This window comes from Desulfacinum hydrothermale DSM 13146 (genome assembly GCF_900176285.1).
Lineage (GTDB): Bacteria > Desulfobacterota > Syntrophobacteria > Syntrophobacterales > DSM-9756 > Desulfacinum > Desulfacinum hydrothermale.
Map to the genome: position 1 here is coordinate 113,485 of NZ_FWXF01000008.1, position 15,851 is coordinate 129,335.

Annotated in this window: 14 protein-coding genes; 7 read left to right on the forward strand and 7 right to left on the reverse strand. The window is 59.8% G+C overall.

Annotated features, from left to right (window positions below; genetic code table 11):
* Window positions 1–6 precede the first annotated feature (6 nt).
* From phnK to B9A12_RS08905, 3 genes are all read left to right on the forward strand, one after another.
* Window positions 7–819, forward strand: a complete 813-nt coding sequence (phnK, locus tag B9A12_RS08895; RefSeq protein ID WP_084057532.1) for a phosphonate C-P lyase system protein PhnK — start codon at window positions 7–9, stop codon at window positions 817–819.
* A gap of 75 nt (window positions 820–894) precedes the next feature.
* On the forward strand, window positions 895–1,728 hold the full coding sequence (phnL, locus tag B9A12_RS08900; RefSeq protein WP_212636879.1) for a phosphonate C-P lyase system protein PhnL: 834 nt from the start codon (window positions 895–897) through the stop codon (window positions 1,726–1,728).
* A 16-nt stretch (window positions 1,729–1,744) separates the two neighbouring features.
* On the forward strand, window positions 1,745–2,077 hold the full coding sequence (locus tag B9A12_RS08905) for a TraR/DksA family transcriptional regulator (RefSeq protein ID WP_170920485.1): 333 nt from the start codon (window positions 1,745–1,747) through the stop codon (window positions 2,075–2,077).
* Here B9A12_RS08905 and B9A12_RS08910 read toward each other — a convergent pair.
* The 5 genes from B9A12_RS08910 to B9A12_RS08925 all read right to left on the reverse strand — a co-directional run bounded on the left by B9A12_RS08910 (window position 2,067) and on the right by B9A12_RS08925 (window position 5,721).
* On the reverse strand, window positions 2,067–2,498 hold the full coding sequence (locus B9A12_RS08910; RefSeq protein WP_084057534.1) for an arsenate reductase ArsC: 432 nt from the start codon (window positions 2,496–2,498) through the stop codon (window positions 2,067–2,069). The genes B9A12_RS08905 and B9A12_RS08910 overlap by 11 nt on opposite strands.
* 22 nt (window positions 2,499–2,520) lie before the next feature.
* Window positions 2,521–3,150 (reverse strand): LbetaH domain-containing protein, encoded by a 630-nt coding sequence (locus B9A12_RS08915; protein WP_084057535.1) that lies wholly within the window; start codon window positions 3,148–3,150, stop codon window positions 2,521–2,523.
* 50 nt (window positions 3,151–3,200) lie between these two features.
* Window positions 3,201–4,508: a PhoH family protein gene (locus B9A12_RS08920; RefSeq protein ID WP_084057536.1), complete on the reverse strand. Its 1,308-nt coding sequence runs from the start codon at window positions 4,506–4,508 to the stop codon at window positions 3,201–3,203.
* A 92-nt stretch (window positions 4,509–4,600) separates the two neighbouring features.
* Window positions 4,601–4,741: a hypothetical protein gene (locus B9A12_RS16960; protein WP_170920487.1), complete on the reverse strand. Its 141-nt coding sequence runs from the start codon at window positions 4,739–4,741 to the stop codon at window positions 4,601–4,603.
* 128 nt (window positions 4,742–4,869) lie between these two features.
* A complete protein-coding gene (locus B9A12_RS08925) occupies window positions 4,870–5,721 on the reverse strand; it encodes an alkaline phosphatase family protein (protein ID WP_170920488.1) in 852 nt (283 codons plus the stop codon).
* 309 nt (window positions 5,722–6,030) lie between these two features.
* Here B9A12_RS08925 and B9A12_RS08930 point away from each other — a divergent pair, with 309 nt between their 5' ends.
* From B9A12_RS08930 to B9A12_RS08945, 4 genes are all read left to right on the forward strand, one after another.
* A complete protein-coding gene (locus tag B9A12_RS08930; protein ID WP_084057538.1) occupies window positions 6,031–7,224 on the forward strand; it encodes a glycosyltransferase in 1,194 nt (397 codons plus the stop codon).
* Between the two features lie 224 nt (window positions 7,225–7,448).
* Window positions 7,449–8,588 (forward strand): metal-dependent phosphohydrolase, encoded by a 1,140-nt coding sequence (locus B9A12_RS08935; protein ID WP_084057539.1) that lies wholly within the window; start codon window positions 7,449–7,451, stop codon window positions 8,586–8,588.
* Between the two features lie 56 nt (window positions 8,589–8,644).
* Window positions 8,645–10,150 (forward strand): alkaline phosphatase, encoded by a 1,506-nt coding sequence (locus B9A12_RS08940; protein WP_084057540.1) that lies wholly within the window; start codon window positions 8,645–8,647, stop codon window positions 10,148–10,150.
* 94 nt (window positions 10,151–10,244) lie between these two features.
* Window positions 10,245–11,447: a YibE/F family protein gene (locus B9A12_RS08945; RefSeq protein ID WP_084057541.1), complete on the forward strand. Its 1,203-nt coding sequence runs from the start codon at window positions 10,245–10,247 to the stop codon at window positions 11,445–11,447.
* Window positions 11,448–11,513: 66 nt separating this feature from the next.
* On the opposite strand, the gene B9A12_RS08950 is transcribed toward B9A12_RS08945, so the two are convergent.
* Entirely contained in the window at window positions 11,514–13,409 is a 1,896-nt protein-coding gene (locus B9A12_RS08950; protein WP_139796561.1) for a bifunctional lysophospholipid acyltransferase family protein/GNAT family N-acetyltransferase, read from the reverse strand.
* Window positions 13,375–15,843 carry a glycosyltransferase gene (locus B9A12_RS08955; protein WP_084057543.1) on the reverse strand — a complete coding sequence of 823 codons (2,469 nt, stop codon included), beginning with the start codon at window positions 15,841–15,843 and terminating at the stop codon, window positions 13,375–13,377. The genes B9A12_RS08950 and B9A12_RS08955 overlap by 35 nt, the downstream gene beginning before the upstream one ends.
* Window positions 15,844–15,851 lie beyond the last annotated feature (8 nt).

The following is a 15,851-nucleotide window of genomic DNA, read 5'->3' on the forward strand; positions in this document are numbered from 1 at the left end:
GATTCCATGGCGTTTTCGTCCGAAAGTTCCAACCAAGCGGAATGGGCAGCGAAGGAGCCTGTGCTGCGTGCGGTGCGCCTGAGCCACTTTTACGGCCAACGGGTCGGTTGCGCCGGTGTGAGCCTGGATCTTTGGCCCGGCGAGGTGTTGGGAATCGTGGGGGAATCGGGTTCGGGTAAGAGCACTCTGTTGAGGTGCCTTTCCGGCTGGCAGGAACCGTCTCAAGGGCGGGTACAGATCCGGCGGGAGGGGGAGGTCCTGGATCTGTACGCCCTGGAGGAGTCCGTTCGCCGAAGGCTCCTGCGGACCCAAATCGGTGTGGTCTTCCAGCGGGCGGAGGAAGGCGTTCGCATGCGGGTCAGCGCGGGGGGAAACATCGGCGAACGGCTCATGGCCGAAGGCATGCGCCATTACGGACGTCTTCGAGAATCCGCCCGCCGATGGATGGAACGGGTGGAACTGGACCCGGCCCGTCTGGACGATCTCCCTTGCACCTACTCGGGAGGAATGCTGCAGCGTCTGCAGATTGCCAAAAACCTGGTCACGGAACCCCGCCTTCTCTTCCTGGACGAGCCCACCACGGGTTTGGATGTTTCGGTACAGGCCCGGCTTCTGGACCTGTTGCGGCGTTTGGTGCGCGAAATGAACCTTTCCGTGGTCATGGTGACCCACGATCTGGCGGTGGCCCGCGTGCTGGCCCACCGGCTCTTGGTCATGATGGGAGGACAAGTGGTGGAAGAAGGCCTCATGGACCGTGTCCTGGACGATCCCCAACATCCTTACACCCAACTGCTGGTCTCTTCGCGCCTGGTGGCCTGAACCCCGGCCCAGCGCGTCCAAGGCGGGTGGCAAAAGTCAAAACAAGTGGGGCTCAGGCAAAAAAGGAACCAAAAGATGAATGATAACGGTTGGATGCTGCGGCTGGAATCGGTGTCCAAATCTTTCACCCTGCATACCCAGGGCGGCGCCAGGCTTTGCGTGTTGCGCAATTTGTCCCTTGCAGTGCGCCAAGGAGAAAGCGTGGCGCTCACCGGCCCTTCGGGGATCGGCAAGAGCTCCATCTTGCGGATGATCTATGGAAACTACGCCGTGGACCGGGGCCGTATTCTGGTTCGAAATCGTGGGGTCGTGGTGGATGTGACCACGGCCTCTGCGGCGTGTGTTCTTTGGCTGCGGCGCTGGACGTTGGGCTATGTCAGCCAATTTCTGCGGGTGATTCCCAGAGTGCCCACGCGCCAGATTGTGATGGAGCCGCTTCTGGAGCGGGGAGTGGATCCGGGCCGGGCCCGGGAGCGGGCGGAGGCCGTGTTAATCCGTCTCCAGATTCCGAAACGGTTGTGGGACCTGTCGCCCACCACCTTTTCCGGAGGGGAACAGCAGCGGGTCAACATCGCGCGGGTATTGGTCGGGGAGTACCCCGTTCTTCTTCTGGATGAACCCACGGCTTCCCTGGATCCGGCCAACCGCGAGATCGTCGTGGAAATGATCGGCCGGGCTCGTGAGCGCGGCACCGCCCTTTTGGGAGTGTACCATGACCCCGAACTGCGATGCCGGGTGGCTGAGAGAACGGTGGATGTGGGTGCTTTCGCAACATCGGCAAACAGCGAAGACGAAGGAGTAACGGATGGATCCTTTCACACGGAAGCGCTTTCGGACAAGGCTCTTGACCCTGGAGACGGCTCTCGCTCGGTCGCTGGCGGCAGTGCAGGAAACGCTCGCCTCTTGTGAAGGACAGCCTGGGCCCATGGATCCGGCGGACGAGGCGGAAGCGGAACATCAACGCGAGAGGCTCTGGCATCTTGCAAGCCGGTATCGACAACTGCGGCGGGAGGTACACATGGCCTTGGATCGCTTGGAAAAAGACATATACGGTTACTGCGAGGATTGCGGCGACCCGATTGGGGAATCCCGCCTGGAAGTGCAACCCATGGCGCGGCTGTGCATCGACTGCCAACGGGAATTGGAAAAACGCGGTCGCCTTTCGGGACAGGGGGGACAAAGGAGGTTTCCAGAAGGTGCCGCGTTGGATCGCATGGTGGATGTGACCTGGCGCCACCCGGAATGCATCAACGGCTGAGGGGGTCCGATTCCAGCCAGTTGAGGACCTTATGTTTGATGGCATCTCGGATGGTGCGGACGTAGGCCAATTGTTCGTCGGGAGATCCGGAGGCACGGGAGGGATCGGGAAAGGGCCAGTGGTCACGGAGGGCGATCCCGGGAAAGATCGGGCACTCCGCCTCATGGGCATCGTCACACACCGTGATGACCACATCGTAGCGCCGCCCCTCCCGGTACAGGTCGAAAACGCTTTGGGGCCGGTGTCCGCTCACATCCAAACCTTCCTCACGCATTACTTGAACCACGTTGGCAAGGACGGGCCGGGGCTCCAGCCCCGCGCTCTCCGCTTCCACTCGACCGCGGCCCAGGGCGTTGGTGAACGCTTGGGCCATCACGCTTCGCCCGCTGTTGTGACGGCAGATGTAAAGTACTTTCTTCATGAAAAAATCCTTTCTCTAATCCTCATCGTTCGGGGTCGTATTTGCGAACAAAGGACTCGGCGTCCAGCCTTTGGAAATCCGGCAGGGCTTGGCGGAGCTTGTGGGGGCTCCAATCCCACCAGGCGATACGCAAAAGTCCTTGCTGGACGCTGGTTGGAAAGCGTTCCCGCAGCAGCGTGGCAGGAACTCCGGCAACGATGGTAAAAGGCGCCACGTCCCGGGTGACCACGGCCCCGGCCCCCACAACGGCGCCGGTTCCAATGTGCACTGCCGGAAGAATCACGGCACCGTGGCCCAGCCATACGTCATGGCCCAGTTGCACGAAATGGGCGGAGCGCCACCGGAAGAAATCGTCGTCATCGGACCCCAAACCGAATTGGGCGCTTCGATAGGTAAAGTGATGCAAGGCCGCCCGTGGCAACGGATGATTGCCCGGATTGATACGACAGGCGGCGGCGATGGAGCAGAACTTTCCAATCCGCGCGTAATCGATTTGGCAATCTTCCATCACGTAACTGTAATCGTCCAGGATCGTATTCTCCAAGCGGCAACGCGCGCCCACCTGGGTCCAGGCACCCAGCCGGCATCCTCGGATCAGGGCGCTTGGGTGTGCCGTAGGTTCCTCCTGTAGACGTTGGGTTCCACCTTCCATACAATGTTTGTCCGCCGGCCTCGGATTGGTTTCTGGGATTCAAGGGCGCATCAGAGCACCGCAGCACCCATTTCCGCCACGCGGGACCGCTCACCCTTTCTCAAAGTGACATGGCCCGCCAGGGACTCCGATTTCAGTCGCTCCACCAGGTAAGTAAGCCCGTTGCTGCCCGCGTCCAGATAGGGATGGTCGATCTGATCCGGATCCCCCGTGAAGACGATCTTGGTTCCCTTTCCCACCCGCGTGATGAGGGTCTTTACCATGCTCGGGGTCAAGTTCTGGGCTTCATCGCAAAGGATGAACTGGTTGGGTATGCTCCGGCCCCGGATGTAGGTGAAGGTCTCCATCTGGAGCACACCCCGCTGATGCAGATGATCGATGGGTTCCGAAGGGTCGTCGGCATCCTGGAAAAGCAATTCCAAATTGTCGTGGATGGGTTGCATCCAGGGCCGGAGTTTTTCTTCGCGGCTTCCCGGCAGGTAGCCCAAGTCATCACCGACGGGTACCACGGGCCGGGTGATGAGCAACCGGTGAAAGGCGTGCTGTTCCACCACTTTTTCCAACCCGGCCGCCAGAGCCAGCAAAGTCTTGCCCGTGCCGGCCTGACCCACCAAGGTCACCACCCGAATCGTGTCGTCCAGAACCAGTTCCATGGCCAATCTTTGTTCCTTGTTGCGGGCGGAAATACCCCAAACGGTGGCTCCAGCAAACCGCAGCGGCGTGAGAGTGCCGTCGCGATGGCGCGCCAGAGCCGACTGGGAGGGGGTGATCCGGTTTGTGAGCACGGCGAATTCGTTGGGAAACAAGTGCACGCCGGCCGGGATGGGCAGTTGGTGCTCCCGGAAAAGACGATCGATTTCCGATCCCGATACCGACAGGGTGCGGTAACCGTCGTACAGTTCGCTGTAGTTCACCCGATCACTGTCATAGTCCCGGGTGGCGATCCCCAAAACATCGGCCTTAATCCTCAGGTTCAGATCTTTGGTGACCAGAACGACCCGGGAAGATTCTTGTCCGGTGAGCGATTGGGTCAGGGCGAGAATCCGGTTGTCATACTTATGTGGAGCCAGAGCGGGGGGCAAAAAGGAGTTGTCCATATGGTTGAGCTCAATGCGCAGAGAACCGCCGTTGGCCAGGGACACTCCCCGGGAAAGGGGACCCTGGGACCGGAGCTCGTCCAGCCAGCGGGATACCAGCCGGGCGTTCCGCCCTACCTCGTTCTGGCGTTTCTTCTGATCGTCGATCTCTTCAATGACCGCCAAGGGGATGATGAGCCTGGCGTTGGGAAAGGAAAAAAGGGCATTGGGATCGTGAAGCAAAACATTGGTGTCCAGCACATAGATCGATTGATCGTTCATGCGGTCCGATTTCCTCCAAATCCCTCAACTCGGTCCACCGGGAAGGAGCTAAAGGGCTCGCTTAATTCTCAATGAATCAAAATGGCTGCCATTCAACGACCCCCTCCCAGTAGGTTGAGCAGATCGATCAGAAGATCCGTCTTGGGATGGCGATTGGGAAAAAGCTTGATTTGGGCGCCGATCATGGCGGCGAGTAGGAGGCAGAAACCCGTCAATATCAGGCATTCTCGCATGGAAATCCCCCGCAAAGCTCCGAACGGCCGATGATCATCTCAACGGAAGAGTCGCGCTTGCAGGTGACGGTTTTGCGACAGGTCTGCGACAATTGCGTGCACGATGAAGGGCTGAATAGGTTGAACTCTTACATGGCCCGTTCCATGGTCCATGCCGTTTTGGTTTTGTGTTTTTCAAAGATCTGTTGGAGCGGGCGTCCTTCCCACGGTGGATCTTCCTGGGCCAATTCCATGAGCCGGCAGATGGTCGGAGCCGTATCCAGGACCGAGACGGGGCCTTCAATAGGACAATCCTCACGGATGGATGGGCCTCGGCAGATCCACGGGATGGTCAGCACCTCAGGATGGGATGCCTCATGATCGTGGCCTCTGCCGCCGTGATCGCTTTGGACCAGGAGATTGTACCGTTGGTCCAAGCCTGATTCGCTAAGAGTGCGCACCAGATAGCCCACTGCCGCATCCGCCTTCTCAAGTTGCTTCATGTAAGCCGGAGACATAAAACCGTGGCTGTGGGCGACCAGGTCCACCGTTCCCAGGTAAAGGAAACAAAAGTCGGGATGCCGGCGCCGGATGAAGGATGCGGCGGAGGCCGCCATTCGATAGTCGCTGTCAGGGTCGCCTTCCGGTGAGGAGAAAAGGCAGTAGCGCAACGAGCCCGGCTTTCCCAAGGCCCTCAGGTTTTCCCAGTTGTAAAAAGCAGAGGAATACTTGCCGTGCCGGGCCAGCACATCCAGGAGGCTCACTGTGTCCCCGGCGGGTTGGGGGCGATCACAATTGTTGAGTACGCCGTGACGCGAAGGAGGCACCGAAGTAAAGATGCTGAAGTGCACGGGAAGGGTCAAGCTGGGAAAGACGGTCTGAGCCTTCAGTGTCCAGGCCCCATGGTCCATTAAACGGCAGAGGTTGGGAGTAGTCCGGTCCGATAGGGCGTCGGGCCGCATGGCGTCGATCACCACAAGGATCATTCCCGGTGGTCCCATCTGTAGCTTTCCGCTCTCTCTAAATGATCGGCCCATCATAGTGCGACTCCTGAACAGGGATTCATGCCCGATACATGATGTATCCTTCCGCTTTTCAGTGAGAATTGGACACACCGTGGACTCCAATTGTTTCCTTTTCGTGTCGTTTTTGAGACATCTCGGGGACTCCGTGGCCGGATGGGAAAAAGAAAGTGGGAGATCGCGAAACCGTGATTTCAGCGTTTCGTAACGGAACTGTCAGATTCAACCGCCATCGTGGATGACGCATTGTGCCAGCTCCGGATTCCATGTCCTGCGCAAAGGAAGCTCATGGTACCCATCAAAATCTGCGATGTGATTCAGTTCCACAGCCCGCTGAGCGGCGGCATCAAGAGATATGTGACCGACAAGGCCAGGTTTTTTGCGGATCGGCAGGACGTGGAACATTGCGTGATTGTTCCCGGAGCCCGGGATGGCGTGCAGGCGTACGGCCGTTCGCGCTTTTACTCCATCCGTTCGGTGCCTTTGGTGGGCGCCGTAGGCTACCGACTGTTACTTTCCCGCTGGAAAATCCTTCGCATTCTTGAATCGGAAACCCCCCACATCGTGGAGATCGGCGACCCCTACTATTCGGCTTGGGTGGCGCTGGAATACGCCCGCAAGGCCAAGATCCCCACCGTGGGTTACTACCATTCCGATTTTCCCAGGGCCTTGGGGCGTACTGTGCGCAAGTATTTCGGCCCCACGTCGGCCCGTCTGGCCTCGGTCTATGTGCACGGCTATTTGAGACGTCTTTACACGCGGATGGACGCCACGGCAGCCGCCACGGCCAAGGGGTGCACCATCTTGGGAAAGCTCGGTGTTCGGGGTACTCGCATCATTCCCCTGGGAATGGATCCTGAGACCTTCCGACCACAAGGGGGGCGGGATTCCATGCGACAGAAACTGGGGGTTTCGGGATCGTCCCGGCTCATCCTTTACGTGGGCCGTCTCGCCTGGGAAAAGCACGTCAATGGCCTCATCCCCATGATGGATCTTCTGCGCCGGCGAGGCGTCCACGGTCATCTTTTGTTCGTGGGGGACGGGCCATTGCGATCCAAACTGGAGAAGGCTTCGCTGAGTCGGCCCTACGTGAGCCTGCTGCCCTTTTGTACCTCCAGGGAAAGGCTCGCCCACATCTATTCTGCAGCCGATCTTTGTGTCTATCCCGGAACCAGTGAAACCTTTGGGTACGTGGCCGCCGAGGCTCAGGCGTGCGGTACGCCGGTTTTGGTGGTGGCCGGCGGGGGCGCCGATGATATCCTGACTGGCGAGAGGCGCCCCATCGTGGCCCGCTCCCCCGACCCGGAAGACTTGGCCCAGGCGGCCTACGAGGCACTGCAGGCGCCGGAATCCGACTCGTCGCGTTGGGAGCGGCATCGACGCATGGTCACGCACTTTTCCTGGAACCGCACCTTTTTAACCCTATTGGAGCTTTATCGGGAGTTGGCCGAAGCTCCGCTGTCCGGCTCCAGAGACGGTTAGAAATCGTCCCACGTTGTCACCTCTTTTTGAACTTCCTGACACATTTTCTTCACCGTCAAACGATAGAGGCAAACACATATCCGACTCGATGACGGAGGCCGTCGGTTCATGTGGCCGGGGACGGGCCTACGGTTCTTGCAGCCGGCTCCCCCGAGCGTGGTGGATCCCAAAAGGCGGGCGGCGGTCTCTCCCCGTTAGGTTTTGTGAATTTGGGAGGAGCAAAGATGCACGACGGTATCCTTTTGGAACGACGTAAGTTTCTTCAACTGGGGCTCATGGCGGGGGGAGTGGCGGCGCTGCACGTCGCCCTGCCCCAGGCCTCAGCGGCGCAACTGAGGACGATCACCCTGGAGGAATGCCTGGCTTTGAGTCCCCTGGAGATGGCGAAACGATCGGAAATCGTCATGCAATCCTGGGACTTCCTGCGCCAGGCTGTTTCGGAGATCCGGAACGACTCTCTGCGTCAGGCTGTTTTCCAGATTCTGAACAATCCGGCTCCCACCTTTACCGAGGCGCTGAGCTCGGAAAAGGATCGGAAAGAGGTCTACGCCCAACTGCAGACACAAGGGGCGGTGGATCAAATCGCCTTTGACCAGTTTCTTGCTCCGGTGGACGATCCCCGCAAATCCCCGTGGCCTTTCCTGGCGGGCCCGGGCAGCGGCTACCAGAGCCATCACGCCTACCCGGGCGGGCTCGTCACCCACACTGCGCTCAACACCAAGGTCTCTCTCAGCCTCTGGGAACACTACAAGACCGTCTATGGCTTCCACCTGGACCGGGATGTGGTGATCGCCTCGCAGGTGCTCCACGATCTGCACAAACCGTGGGTTTTCCAATGGCAACCAAACGGTGAGTCCCGTACTGAACGAAAACTGGCCGGAACCGGCGAACACCATGTGTACAGCATTGCGGAAAGCCTACACCGCGGTCTTCCTGTGGAGGTGTGCGTGGCCCAGGCCTGTGCCCACAACCACCCGGGCTTTCCAAAGGATGAGGAAGCGCCGGTGCGCTGGCTTAAGGCCGCTGCGACCCTCACCGGGAAGGACCCAGTGAAAACAGGCCTGCTGGATTCGGATGGCAGGACCTTGCCTGTGCCGCGGCGCATGGAAAATTTCGTCTGTCATCTGGGAGACCACGACTGGGTGCTGACCGTACCGGCCGCCAAGTGGGTGATCGAGGAGATGAAGCAAATCGCCGTAAAAGACTACGGCATGTCGGAGGCGGATCTGAAGGGATCCCGGTTCAATCAATTGAGAAACTACGTCTTTTCCCAGGCTTCCATCATGGGCCTTTACCACGTGCTGAGCACGCGGGGTGCGGAGGCGCTTTCCCACACGGTGCAATCCGTGGTGGTTCGGTCTTAAAAAGGTCGGTGTGATCCAAAGAATCGTCATGGGAAAGAGAAGGGAGGAGGAACACAATGCGTGTCAACATGGTGCGAGCGAGTCATTTTTCCAAGGTGCTGGTCCTGTTCGGGCTCGGGGCCCTTTTGGCTCTGCAGCCCCAAGGGGCGACGTGGGCAGCCGATGGTTACATCCAAACGGCCAAATATATTTTCTTCTTTATTGGAGACGGGATGGGCATTCCCCAGCGGGCGGCCGCCTCGGCCTACACCGGAAAGCCCCTCACCGTGGACACCTTCCCGGCCCAAGGGGTCACCACCACCGCCGCGTTCGACCGCTTCATCACAGGTTCCGCAGCGGCGGCCACTGCAATGGCGTCGGGAATTAAGACGAAGATCGGTTATGTGGGGCTGGATCCCCAGCTGAGGCCGGTCAAGACGGTGGCCGAAATGGCCAAAGGGCAGGGAAAGAAGGTGGGCGTCATTTCCAGCGTGAGCATCGATCATGCCACACCGGCGGCCTTTTATGCGCACGTACCCTCCCGCAGCATGTATCATGAAATCGGCATGGCCTTGGTCAAGAGCGGTTTCGATTTCTTCGGGGGCGGCGGTTTCAAGGATCCCGAGGGCAAGAAGTCCAAGGCTCCCCAGGGCAACGTGCTGAAGGCGGCTCGTGCGGCCGGCTACACCCTGGTGAACAACAAGCAGGACTTCATGGCCCTGAAGCGTTCCCCCGGCCTCAAGGTGATCGCCGTCAACCCCTGGCTTCAGGATAGCGCCGCCTTGCCTTACCACATCGACCGAAGGCCCCAAGACATCTCCCTGAGCGAATTCACTGAAAAAGCCGTGGAACTTCTGGACAATCCACAGGGATTTTTCCTCATGGTGGAAGGTGGCAAGATCGACTGGGCCTGCCATGCCAACGATGCTGTGAGCGCCATTCAGGACACCTTGGCCTTCGATGAGGCGGTGCAGGTGGCCCTGCGTTTCTACGAAAAACACCCCCGGGAAACGCTCATCGTGGTGACGGGCGATCATGAGTGCGGCGGACTCACCCTGGGATTTGCCGGAACCAAGTATGAGACGGAATTCAACATGCTCAAGCACCAGGACACGTCCTTTAAGAAATTCAGCGCCGAGGTCTTGAAAAAGTTCCGACAGAAATGCGGTGCCGACTGCAGCTTCGAAAAGATCAAGCCCGTTATCACCGCCCATTTCGGATTGAAGTTCACCGGAGATCCCCAATCGGATCCTCTGGTGGTCAAACCGTACCAGGAAGCGCTGCTACGGCAGGCCTTTGAACGATCCATGGCCGGGGAACGGATCCACTCGGACGACCCCGGAACCTACCTCCTGTATGGGAGCTACGATCCGCTCACCGTGACCATCACCCATGTGCTCAACAACAACGCCGGACTCGCCTGGACTTCGTTTAAGCACACGGGAGTGCCCGTCACCACATCGGCCATCGGGGTGGGTGCGGAACTCTTCAACGGCTACTTTGACAACACGGATCTGGCCAAGAAGGTTATGTCCGTCATGGGGTTGAGCCCTCAGGTCGTTTACATGGCCGATGCGGCCTGAGCCCTTTCTGTCCCGTCTTAAAATAGGGCCCATGCAAGGCAGCGGAGACGCCGGAAACCGTCTCCGCTCGTCTTTTTCAAGGAAAGGAGGTCTTATGGAGGGCCTTTGGCGGCGGCGCGTGGCGGCCCTATGCGCTCTGGTCTGTCTCACGGCGGCTTGTTTCTTCTTTCCGTCCCCCTATGGCGATCGCGTGGACGGTCGGGCTGTTCGATGCGTTGGGCGCGTCGTGGCTGCGGATGATTCGCAGATCCACCAGTTGGGACTGATTCGCAAGGGCTCCCAGCTGCTTTCGCTCATGATCGAAGACGGTCCTTTCGAAGGCAGGCGCGTACAGGCCGTGAACCAGTTGCTGGGGCGAATGGACATCGACAAGGTTTTCCGGCCCGGAGACCGAGCTCTGGTGGTCTTGTCTCTCAATGCCAAGGGGGGCATCGTCTTTGTGGCCGCTCAGGACCATTGGCGCATCGGTTGGGAAGTGGGCCTTCTGGGCCTCTTTTGCCTGCTGCCTCTGGCCTTCGCCGGCTGGACGGGGGCCAAGGCTTTGGGATCCTTCCTCTTTTCCGCCGTATTGATATGGCGTGTCATGATCCCCGCCTTCCTAAAGGGTTGGGATCCCGTGCCCGTGGCCTTGGCGGCCACGTCGCTCCTGACCGCAGTGATCATCTTCATGGTGGCGGGATTCAGCCGGCGGGGTTGGACGGCCTTCCTGGGGGCCATGCTGGGAGTGGTCACCAGCTGCGTGCTGGCCGTGGTCTTTGTGCCGCTTTTCCACGCCAACGGAGCGGTGCTCCCCTTTTCCGAAACCATGCTCTACGCGGGATATGCCCATTTGAGCCTGGCGCGGCTCTTCACGGCGGCCATTTTCGTGGCGGCCTCCGGGGCCCTCATGGACCTGGCCATGGATGTGGCGTCGGCTATGGAGGAGGTGGCACGGGCCCGGCCGGACTATTCCTTCTCTCGGTTGCTGTCCAGCGGGCTCCATGTGGGCCGGGCCGTGGTGGGCACCATGACCACGACCCTGCTGCTGGCCTATTCGGGCGGTTACATGACGCTGCTGATGGCCTTCATGGCCCAGGGGGTGCCGGTGGTCAATCTCATGAACCATGTCTACGTGGCATCGGAAATCTTGAAGACCCTGGTGGGAAGCTTCGGCCTGGTGACCGTGGCGCCCTTCACGGCCGTGGTCGGTGCGTTTGTCTACGGGCGCACGTGGGGTGCAACGGCCTTCCGGCGAAACCTGAAGGCGCTGGGAGCCGCATTCATCGGCAAAAGATCCGCATTGGACGTGGAGCGCTGAAGAGGTGAGGCGGACGCAGGATCATGGGAATTCTGGTGTCAAAAGATCTGTGCAGGAGCCGTTTGATCAAGCAGCTTTGGCCGTCCGGCAACGCCCTGCGTGCCAGGCCAGGTAGGACCGTGCGTTTTCTTTACCCATGGTCTTTTCCAGCAGTTTGTAATCTCCCTGGGTGAGATCCACCATGACCAGAACGTCCAAGGCGTTGGAAAACCGGGGATCCACGTTGAACCCCAGGACCGTTCCCCCCACTTTGAGGTAGTGCCTCAACAGGACGGGCAGGGATCGTTTCCGGTCTTCCAGGTCTGCCACCAGTTCCGAAAAAAGATCCACGTCTCCCAGGCCGCGGCACAGGAGCCTGGTGTCCCAAGGCGCGGATGGGGTGAAACGCGGTGGTTTCCGCGCCCGAACCCAGCGCCCCAGGTCCCAGCTGAAGTAGTGGGCCTGCAGAACGGACTGGATCAGATGGCGGGATAACACGTGGTAGTCATCACTGATGCTCACCGGCCCGATCAGGTGGGTGTAGATCCGCCGTCGGGCCACATACCGGCCGATCCCTTTCCACAAGAGCCATAAAGGGGCGTAAGCCTTTTGGTATTCCGGGCGCACGAAGGATCGGCCCAATTCCAGACTTGTCTGCAAGAGATGGCAAATGGCCGGCTTGTATGTAAAGAGTGTATGGGTGTAGAGCCCCGAAAGTCCGAACCGCCTGAGAATCTGATCGGCCCTTGCGATGCGGTAGGCTCCCACCACGTGACGTTCCACCTGGTGCCAAACAAAGAGATGTTCGTAGTAGGCATCGAAGCGGTCCAGATCGATGGATCGGCCGGTTCCTTCACCCGCATTGCGAAAGGCGATCTCGCGCAATCGCCCGATTTCGCGCATCACGTGAGGGATCCGTTGGGCGGTGGTGCAGTAGACGCGGTAGGGACCCGATTGGAGCAGGGAATCCGTATCGGGCAAGCACCGCACGTCCTGTTCAAGCAGTTCCGCCGGCACGGAGGGCGCCACGGGGGAACGTTGCAGCAGAGGCCGGGACGACGTGGCGTGGGGAGAAAAACCCGTTCGAGTGCCAGGGGATCCACCGGATACTCGCCCCAAACCCAGCGCATAGGTTCGGGCTCGAAGATACTCGGCCGCATGACATGCCTCTTGACCCGGGAGTGGATCCCGAAAGGTCACGGGGGTTCCCACCGTCACGGACACCGTGGTGCCGCTCTTGTTCAACAGCTCCCGGGGAAGCATCAGGGTGCGGAGCCGGGGGTGGACAAGCCCCAGCAGCTGAAACAAAAGGCTGTTTCGGCCTTCGATGTAAACCGGCACCACGGGACATCGGCTCAGGAAAGCCAGGCGGGCCACGGTCGGATTCCACGGGGGGTCCATGATACGCCTTCGCCGGATGTGCACGTGGGAAACGGTGCCTGCGGGAAAAAGCACCAGCGCTCCCCCGGATTCGAGCCATTTGAGACATCGGCGAAGCGGCCGAACGTTTCGTTCGATGGCGCCTTTGCGTCCGAAAGGATCCACGCCGATCACCAGTTGCCGGACTTCCTGGATCTGTGCCAAAAGCCAATTGGCCAGGATTTTCACATCGGGGCGGATGTCGAGCAGGATTCGGGCCAGGATGATCCCTTCCAGGCCCCCGAAGGGATGGTTGGCAGCCAGGATCACCGGCCCGTGGCGTGGAATGGTCTCCGTGGTTCCGTGAAGGCGGACCTGAACCTGCAGGGCCCGGAGGGCCTCTTCCAGGAATCCTTTCAAGTCTCGTCGGCCTGCCATGGACCGATAGACTTCATCCAGTTGATCCAAGGCGGCGATTTTTCCCAGCGACTTGAACCACCGGGAAGGGTGCAACGGGCCGGCCCCGCCGTTGGGCACGAAAAGCGAGGGCTCCTGGTCCTTCATGGCAGGGCTCGCTTGCGCCTGGCCATCACACGGCTTCGCGTAGGGTCTTGTCGTCTTCATCTGCGTCAAAGCTTTCCCCGTAGAGGTGCCAGGTGGCCAGAAAGGCCTCTTTGAAAGAGCGCTTTTCCATGAGGGCGCGCGCTTCTCTGCTCATCCTGCGACGCTCTATGGGATGGGTCGCCATCCACGCCAGGGCTTGTAGTAGACTGTCCTCATCCCCGCCGCGGAAGATGAGGCCGGTTCGTCCTTTCTCCAGATTTTCCTGCGGACCGCCCTGGTCGCTCACCACCACAGGAAGGCCCGAAGCCTGGGCTTCCAGAACCACATTGCCGAAGGTGTCCGTGGTGCTGGGAAAGACGAAAAAGTCGCAGGATGCGTAGGCTTCAGTCAGGTTCTCGCCGGAAAGATAGCCGGTGAAGACGGCCGGAGTTCCCCGGAGGGATCCCTCCATTTGTTCCCGGTAAGGACCGTCTCCCACCACCACCAAGGCCATGTCCGGGTGCGTGTCCAGAAGCCGTCTGTAGGCGCGGCACAGAAGATCCAGTTCTTTTTCTTTGGATACGCGGCCCACGTACAGAACCGCCGTCTTTCCGTCCAGGCCATGTTCCAGACGAAAGCGCTCCGATGCGTTTCGTGGATGGAAACGCTCCGTGTCCACTCCACGGGGATAGGTCCGAATCTTTTCCCGGGGAAGGCCGTGGCAGATGAGCTCCCGGGCGGTGGCGACGGACGGCACATAGATGCGATCCATCTGACGGTAGTACCAGATCATGTAGCGCCAGGTGGCCGCCTCCAGGGTTTCGTCGCCGGTCAGGTGCTTTACGTACTGGGGAAACGCGGTGTGGTAGGTGGCCGCGATGGGAAGGGAAAGAATACGGGCCGCAGCCAGGGCGGCCAAACCCATGGGACCCGGCGTGGCCGAATGGATCTGGGTAAATCCCTGCTCATGACAGGTGGCCAGGATCTGTAGAAAAGGCGGGATGTTGAGGGACAGTTCCGGGTATTCGGGCAATTGATACCTGCCCACAGGCCGGAAGTTCAGCACTCCTTCAGGCACCCCTCGGTCCGTTTCCTCCGCTGTGAAGAGCATCAGACGGTGACCCAAGCGCCGGGCTGTGTGGAGCTGCTGGAGCAGTGTTTGCGCCACCCCGTTCACGTCCCGCAACGTGTCCGAAAAGTGGGCGATGGAGATTTTTCCATCGGACGATTCAGCTTCCATGGGCAGGTGATGACGCCATGAAAGCTCCCCGGCCAGGACTTTGTCTTTGGTGAAATGGGCGTAGGCTACGAAATAAGGAGCCAGCAGACTGTAGAGAGCCCCGGCGGATCCCAGGCTGCCGAAAGTGTCGAACAGATTGGCGCCCCGCAGATGCCGCCCGGCTCGATCCACCAAGTGAACCAAAAGGGAGTCGGCTGCCTGGCCCACGAACTGATGCCATATCTTTTCCGCCTCGGTAGAGGAAGGGTTTCGGGAGGTGTGGACCACGGCGGCGAAGCGCGCGTCTTTGGTCACCAGATGCCGGGAGGTCTTCCAAAAGGCCTTTAAGGGGGAAAGGTCCTCCTCCGGTGTGGAATTCCTCCATCGGCGACGTGCCGCTCGGGCCAGGTCGTAGACTCTCGAGGACCAGGACGCCGAAGTTTCTCCCTGATTTGCGTCCAGGACCTTTTCCAGGAACCTGAACAGCACGTCCTTGTGAATATGACGGTCCAAGCGGAATCTCTGGCGGTAGTACTGGTAGGCGATGGCATACAGATTGTGGGCCATGGTCAGAGGCGTGGCCGGGATACCGCCGGTCTGCGCGGTTCCGTCGCCCACCCCTGTCAGGAAAGACCTCACGTCCCGCGCCTGGGGCACCTGGGTCCAGGACCGCGCGATGTTCAGCGAACTGTGGTCGTCCGAACCGGCGATCACCGCCTTTTGGCCGGGGTCGGTGCTCTTGGGAACGATCTTGTGAGTTTCCGCCAAATGGACCAGATGGTCCTGGTCCAGCCTTTCAAGAACCGCCCGCAGGACCTGGTTCTGGAAGCCGCTTCGCGCGCCGTTGAGCTCGAAGATATCGAAGAGCAAGAGCATCTTTTCGAAGTGCTCCACGGTGAGCTTGTCGTTGATGCCATAGAGGGGGTGGGCCACGGCGTGGAGGATCTTTTGCTCATTCAGGTAGGAAACCAATTCATAGATGTTTTCTCTCACCTTCTGAATGTCCTGGTGCTGGTCTTCAGAAATGTCGTAAGCCAGCACATGCACCTTGCACCCGTCTTCGGGAAAATAGGTGGTGATCTCCTCACTGATGAAGACATCGGGTAGGTGAGCGATCTCCAGGGCGCCCCGAATGGTGTTGTGATCTGTCACAGTGACCAGATCCATGCCGTGAGCCTTTGCGATGCGGTGCACTTCCGCCGGGTCGGTGAAGCTTTCGGGACAACCGATTTTTTGGAGGATCCATTGGGATGGCCGAGTGGAAAAACGGGAATGGACATGCAGGTCTGCTTTCATCTGTCTCC

Coding starts and splice junctions, on each gene's coding strand:
- phnK (WP_084057532.1), top strand. CDS start 7: ATGGCGTTTTCGTCCGAAAGTTCCAACCAAGCGGAATGGGCAGCGAAG.
- phnL (WP_212636879.1), top strand. CDS start 895: ATGAATGATAACGGTTGGATGCTGCGGCTGGAATCGGTGTCCAAATCT.
- B9A12_RS08905 (WP_170920485.1), top strand. CDS start 1,745: ATGGATCCGGCGGACGAGGCGGAAGCGGAACATCAACGCGAGAGGCTC.
- B9A12_RS08910 (WP_084057534.1), bottom strand. CDS start 2,498: ATGAAGAAAGTACTTTACATCTGCCGTCACAACAGCGGGCGAAGCGTG.
- B9A12_RS08915 (WP_084057535.1), bottom strand. CDS start 3,150: ATGGAAGGTGGAACCCAACGTCTACAGGAGGAACCTACGGCACACCCA.
- B9A12_RS08920 (WP_084057536.1), bottom strand. CDS start 4,508: ATGAACGATCAATCGATCTATGTGCTGGACACCAATGTTTTGCTTCAC.
- B9A12_RS16960 (WP_170920487.1), bottom strand. CDS start 4,741: ATGCGAGAATGCCTGATATTGACGGGTTTCTGCCTCCTACTCGCCGCC.
- B9A12_RS08925 (WP_170920488.1), bottom strand. CDS start 5,721: ATGGGACCACCGGGAATGATCCTTGTGGTGATCGACGCCATGCGGCCC.
- B9A12_RS08930 (WP_084057538.1), top strand. CDS start 6,031: ATGGTACCCATCAAAATCTGCGATGTGATTCAGTTCCACAGCCCGCTG.
- B9A12_RS08935 (WP_084057539.1), top strand. CDS start 7,449: ATGCACGACGGTATCCTTTTGGAACGACGTAAGTTTCTTCAACTGGGG.
- B9A12_RS08940 (WP_084057540.1), top strand. CDS start 8,645: ATGCGTGTCAACATGGTGCGAGCGAGTCATTTTTCCAAGGTGCTGGTC.
- B9A12_RS08945 (WP_084057541.1), top strand. CDS start 10,245: ATGGAGGGCCTTTGGCGGCGGCGCGTGGCGGCCCTATGCGCTCTGGTC.
- B9A12_RS08950 (WP_139796561.1), bottom strand. CDS start 13,409: ATGAAGACGACAAGACCCTACGCGAAGCCGTGTGATGGCCAGGCGCAA.
- B9A12_RS08955 (WP_084057543.1), bottom strand. CDS start 15,843: ATGAAAGCAGACCTGCATGTCCATTCCCGTTTTTCCACTCGGCCATCC.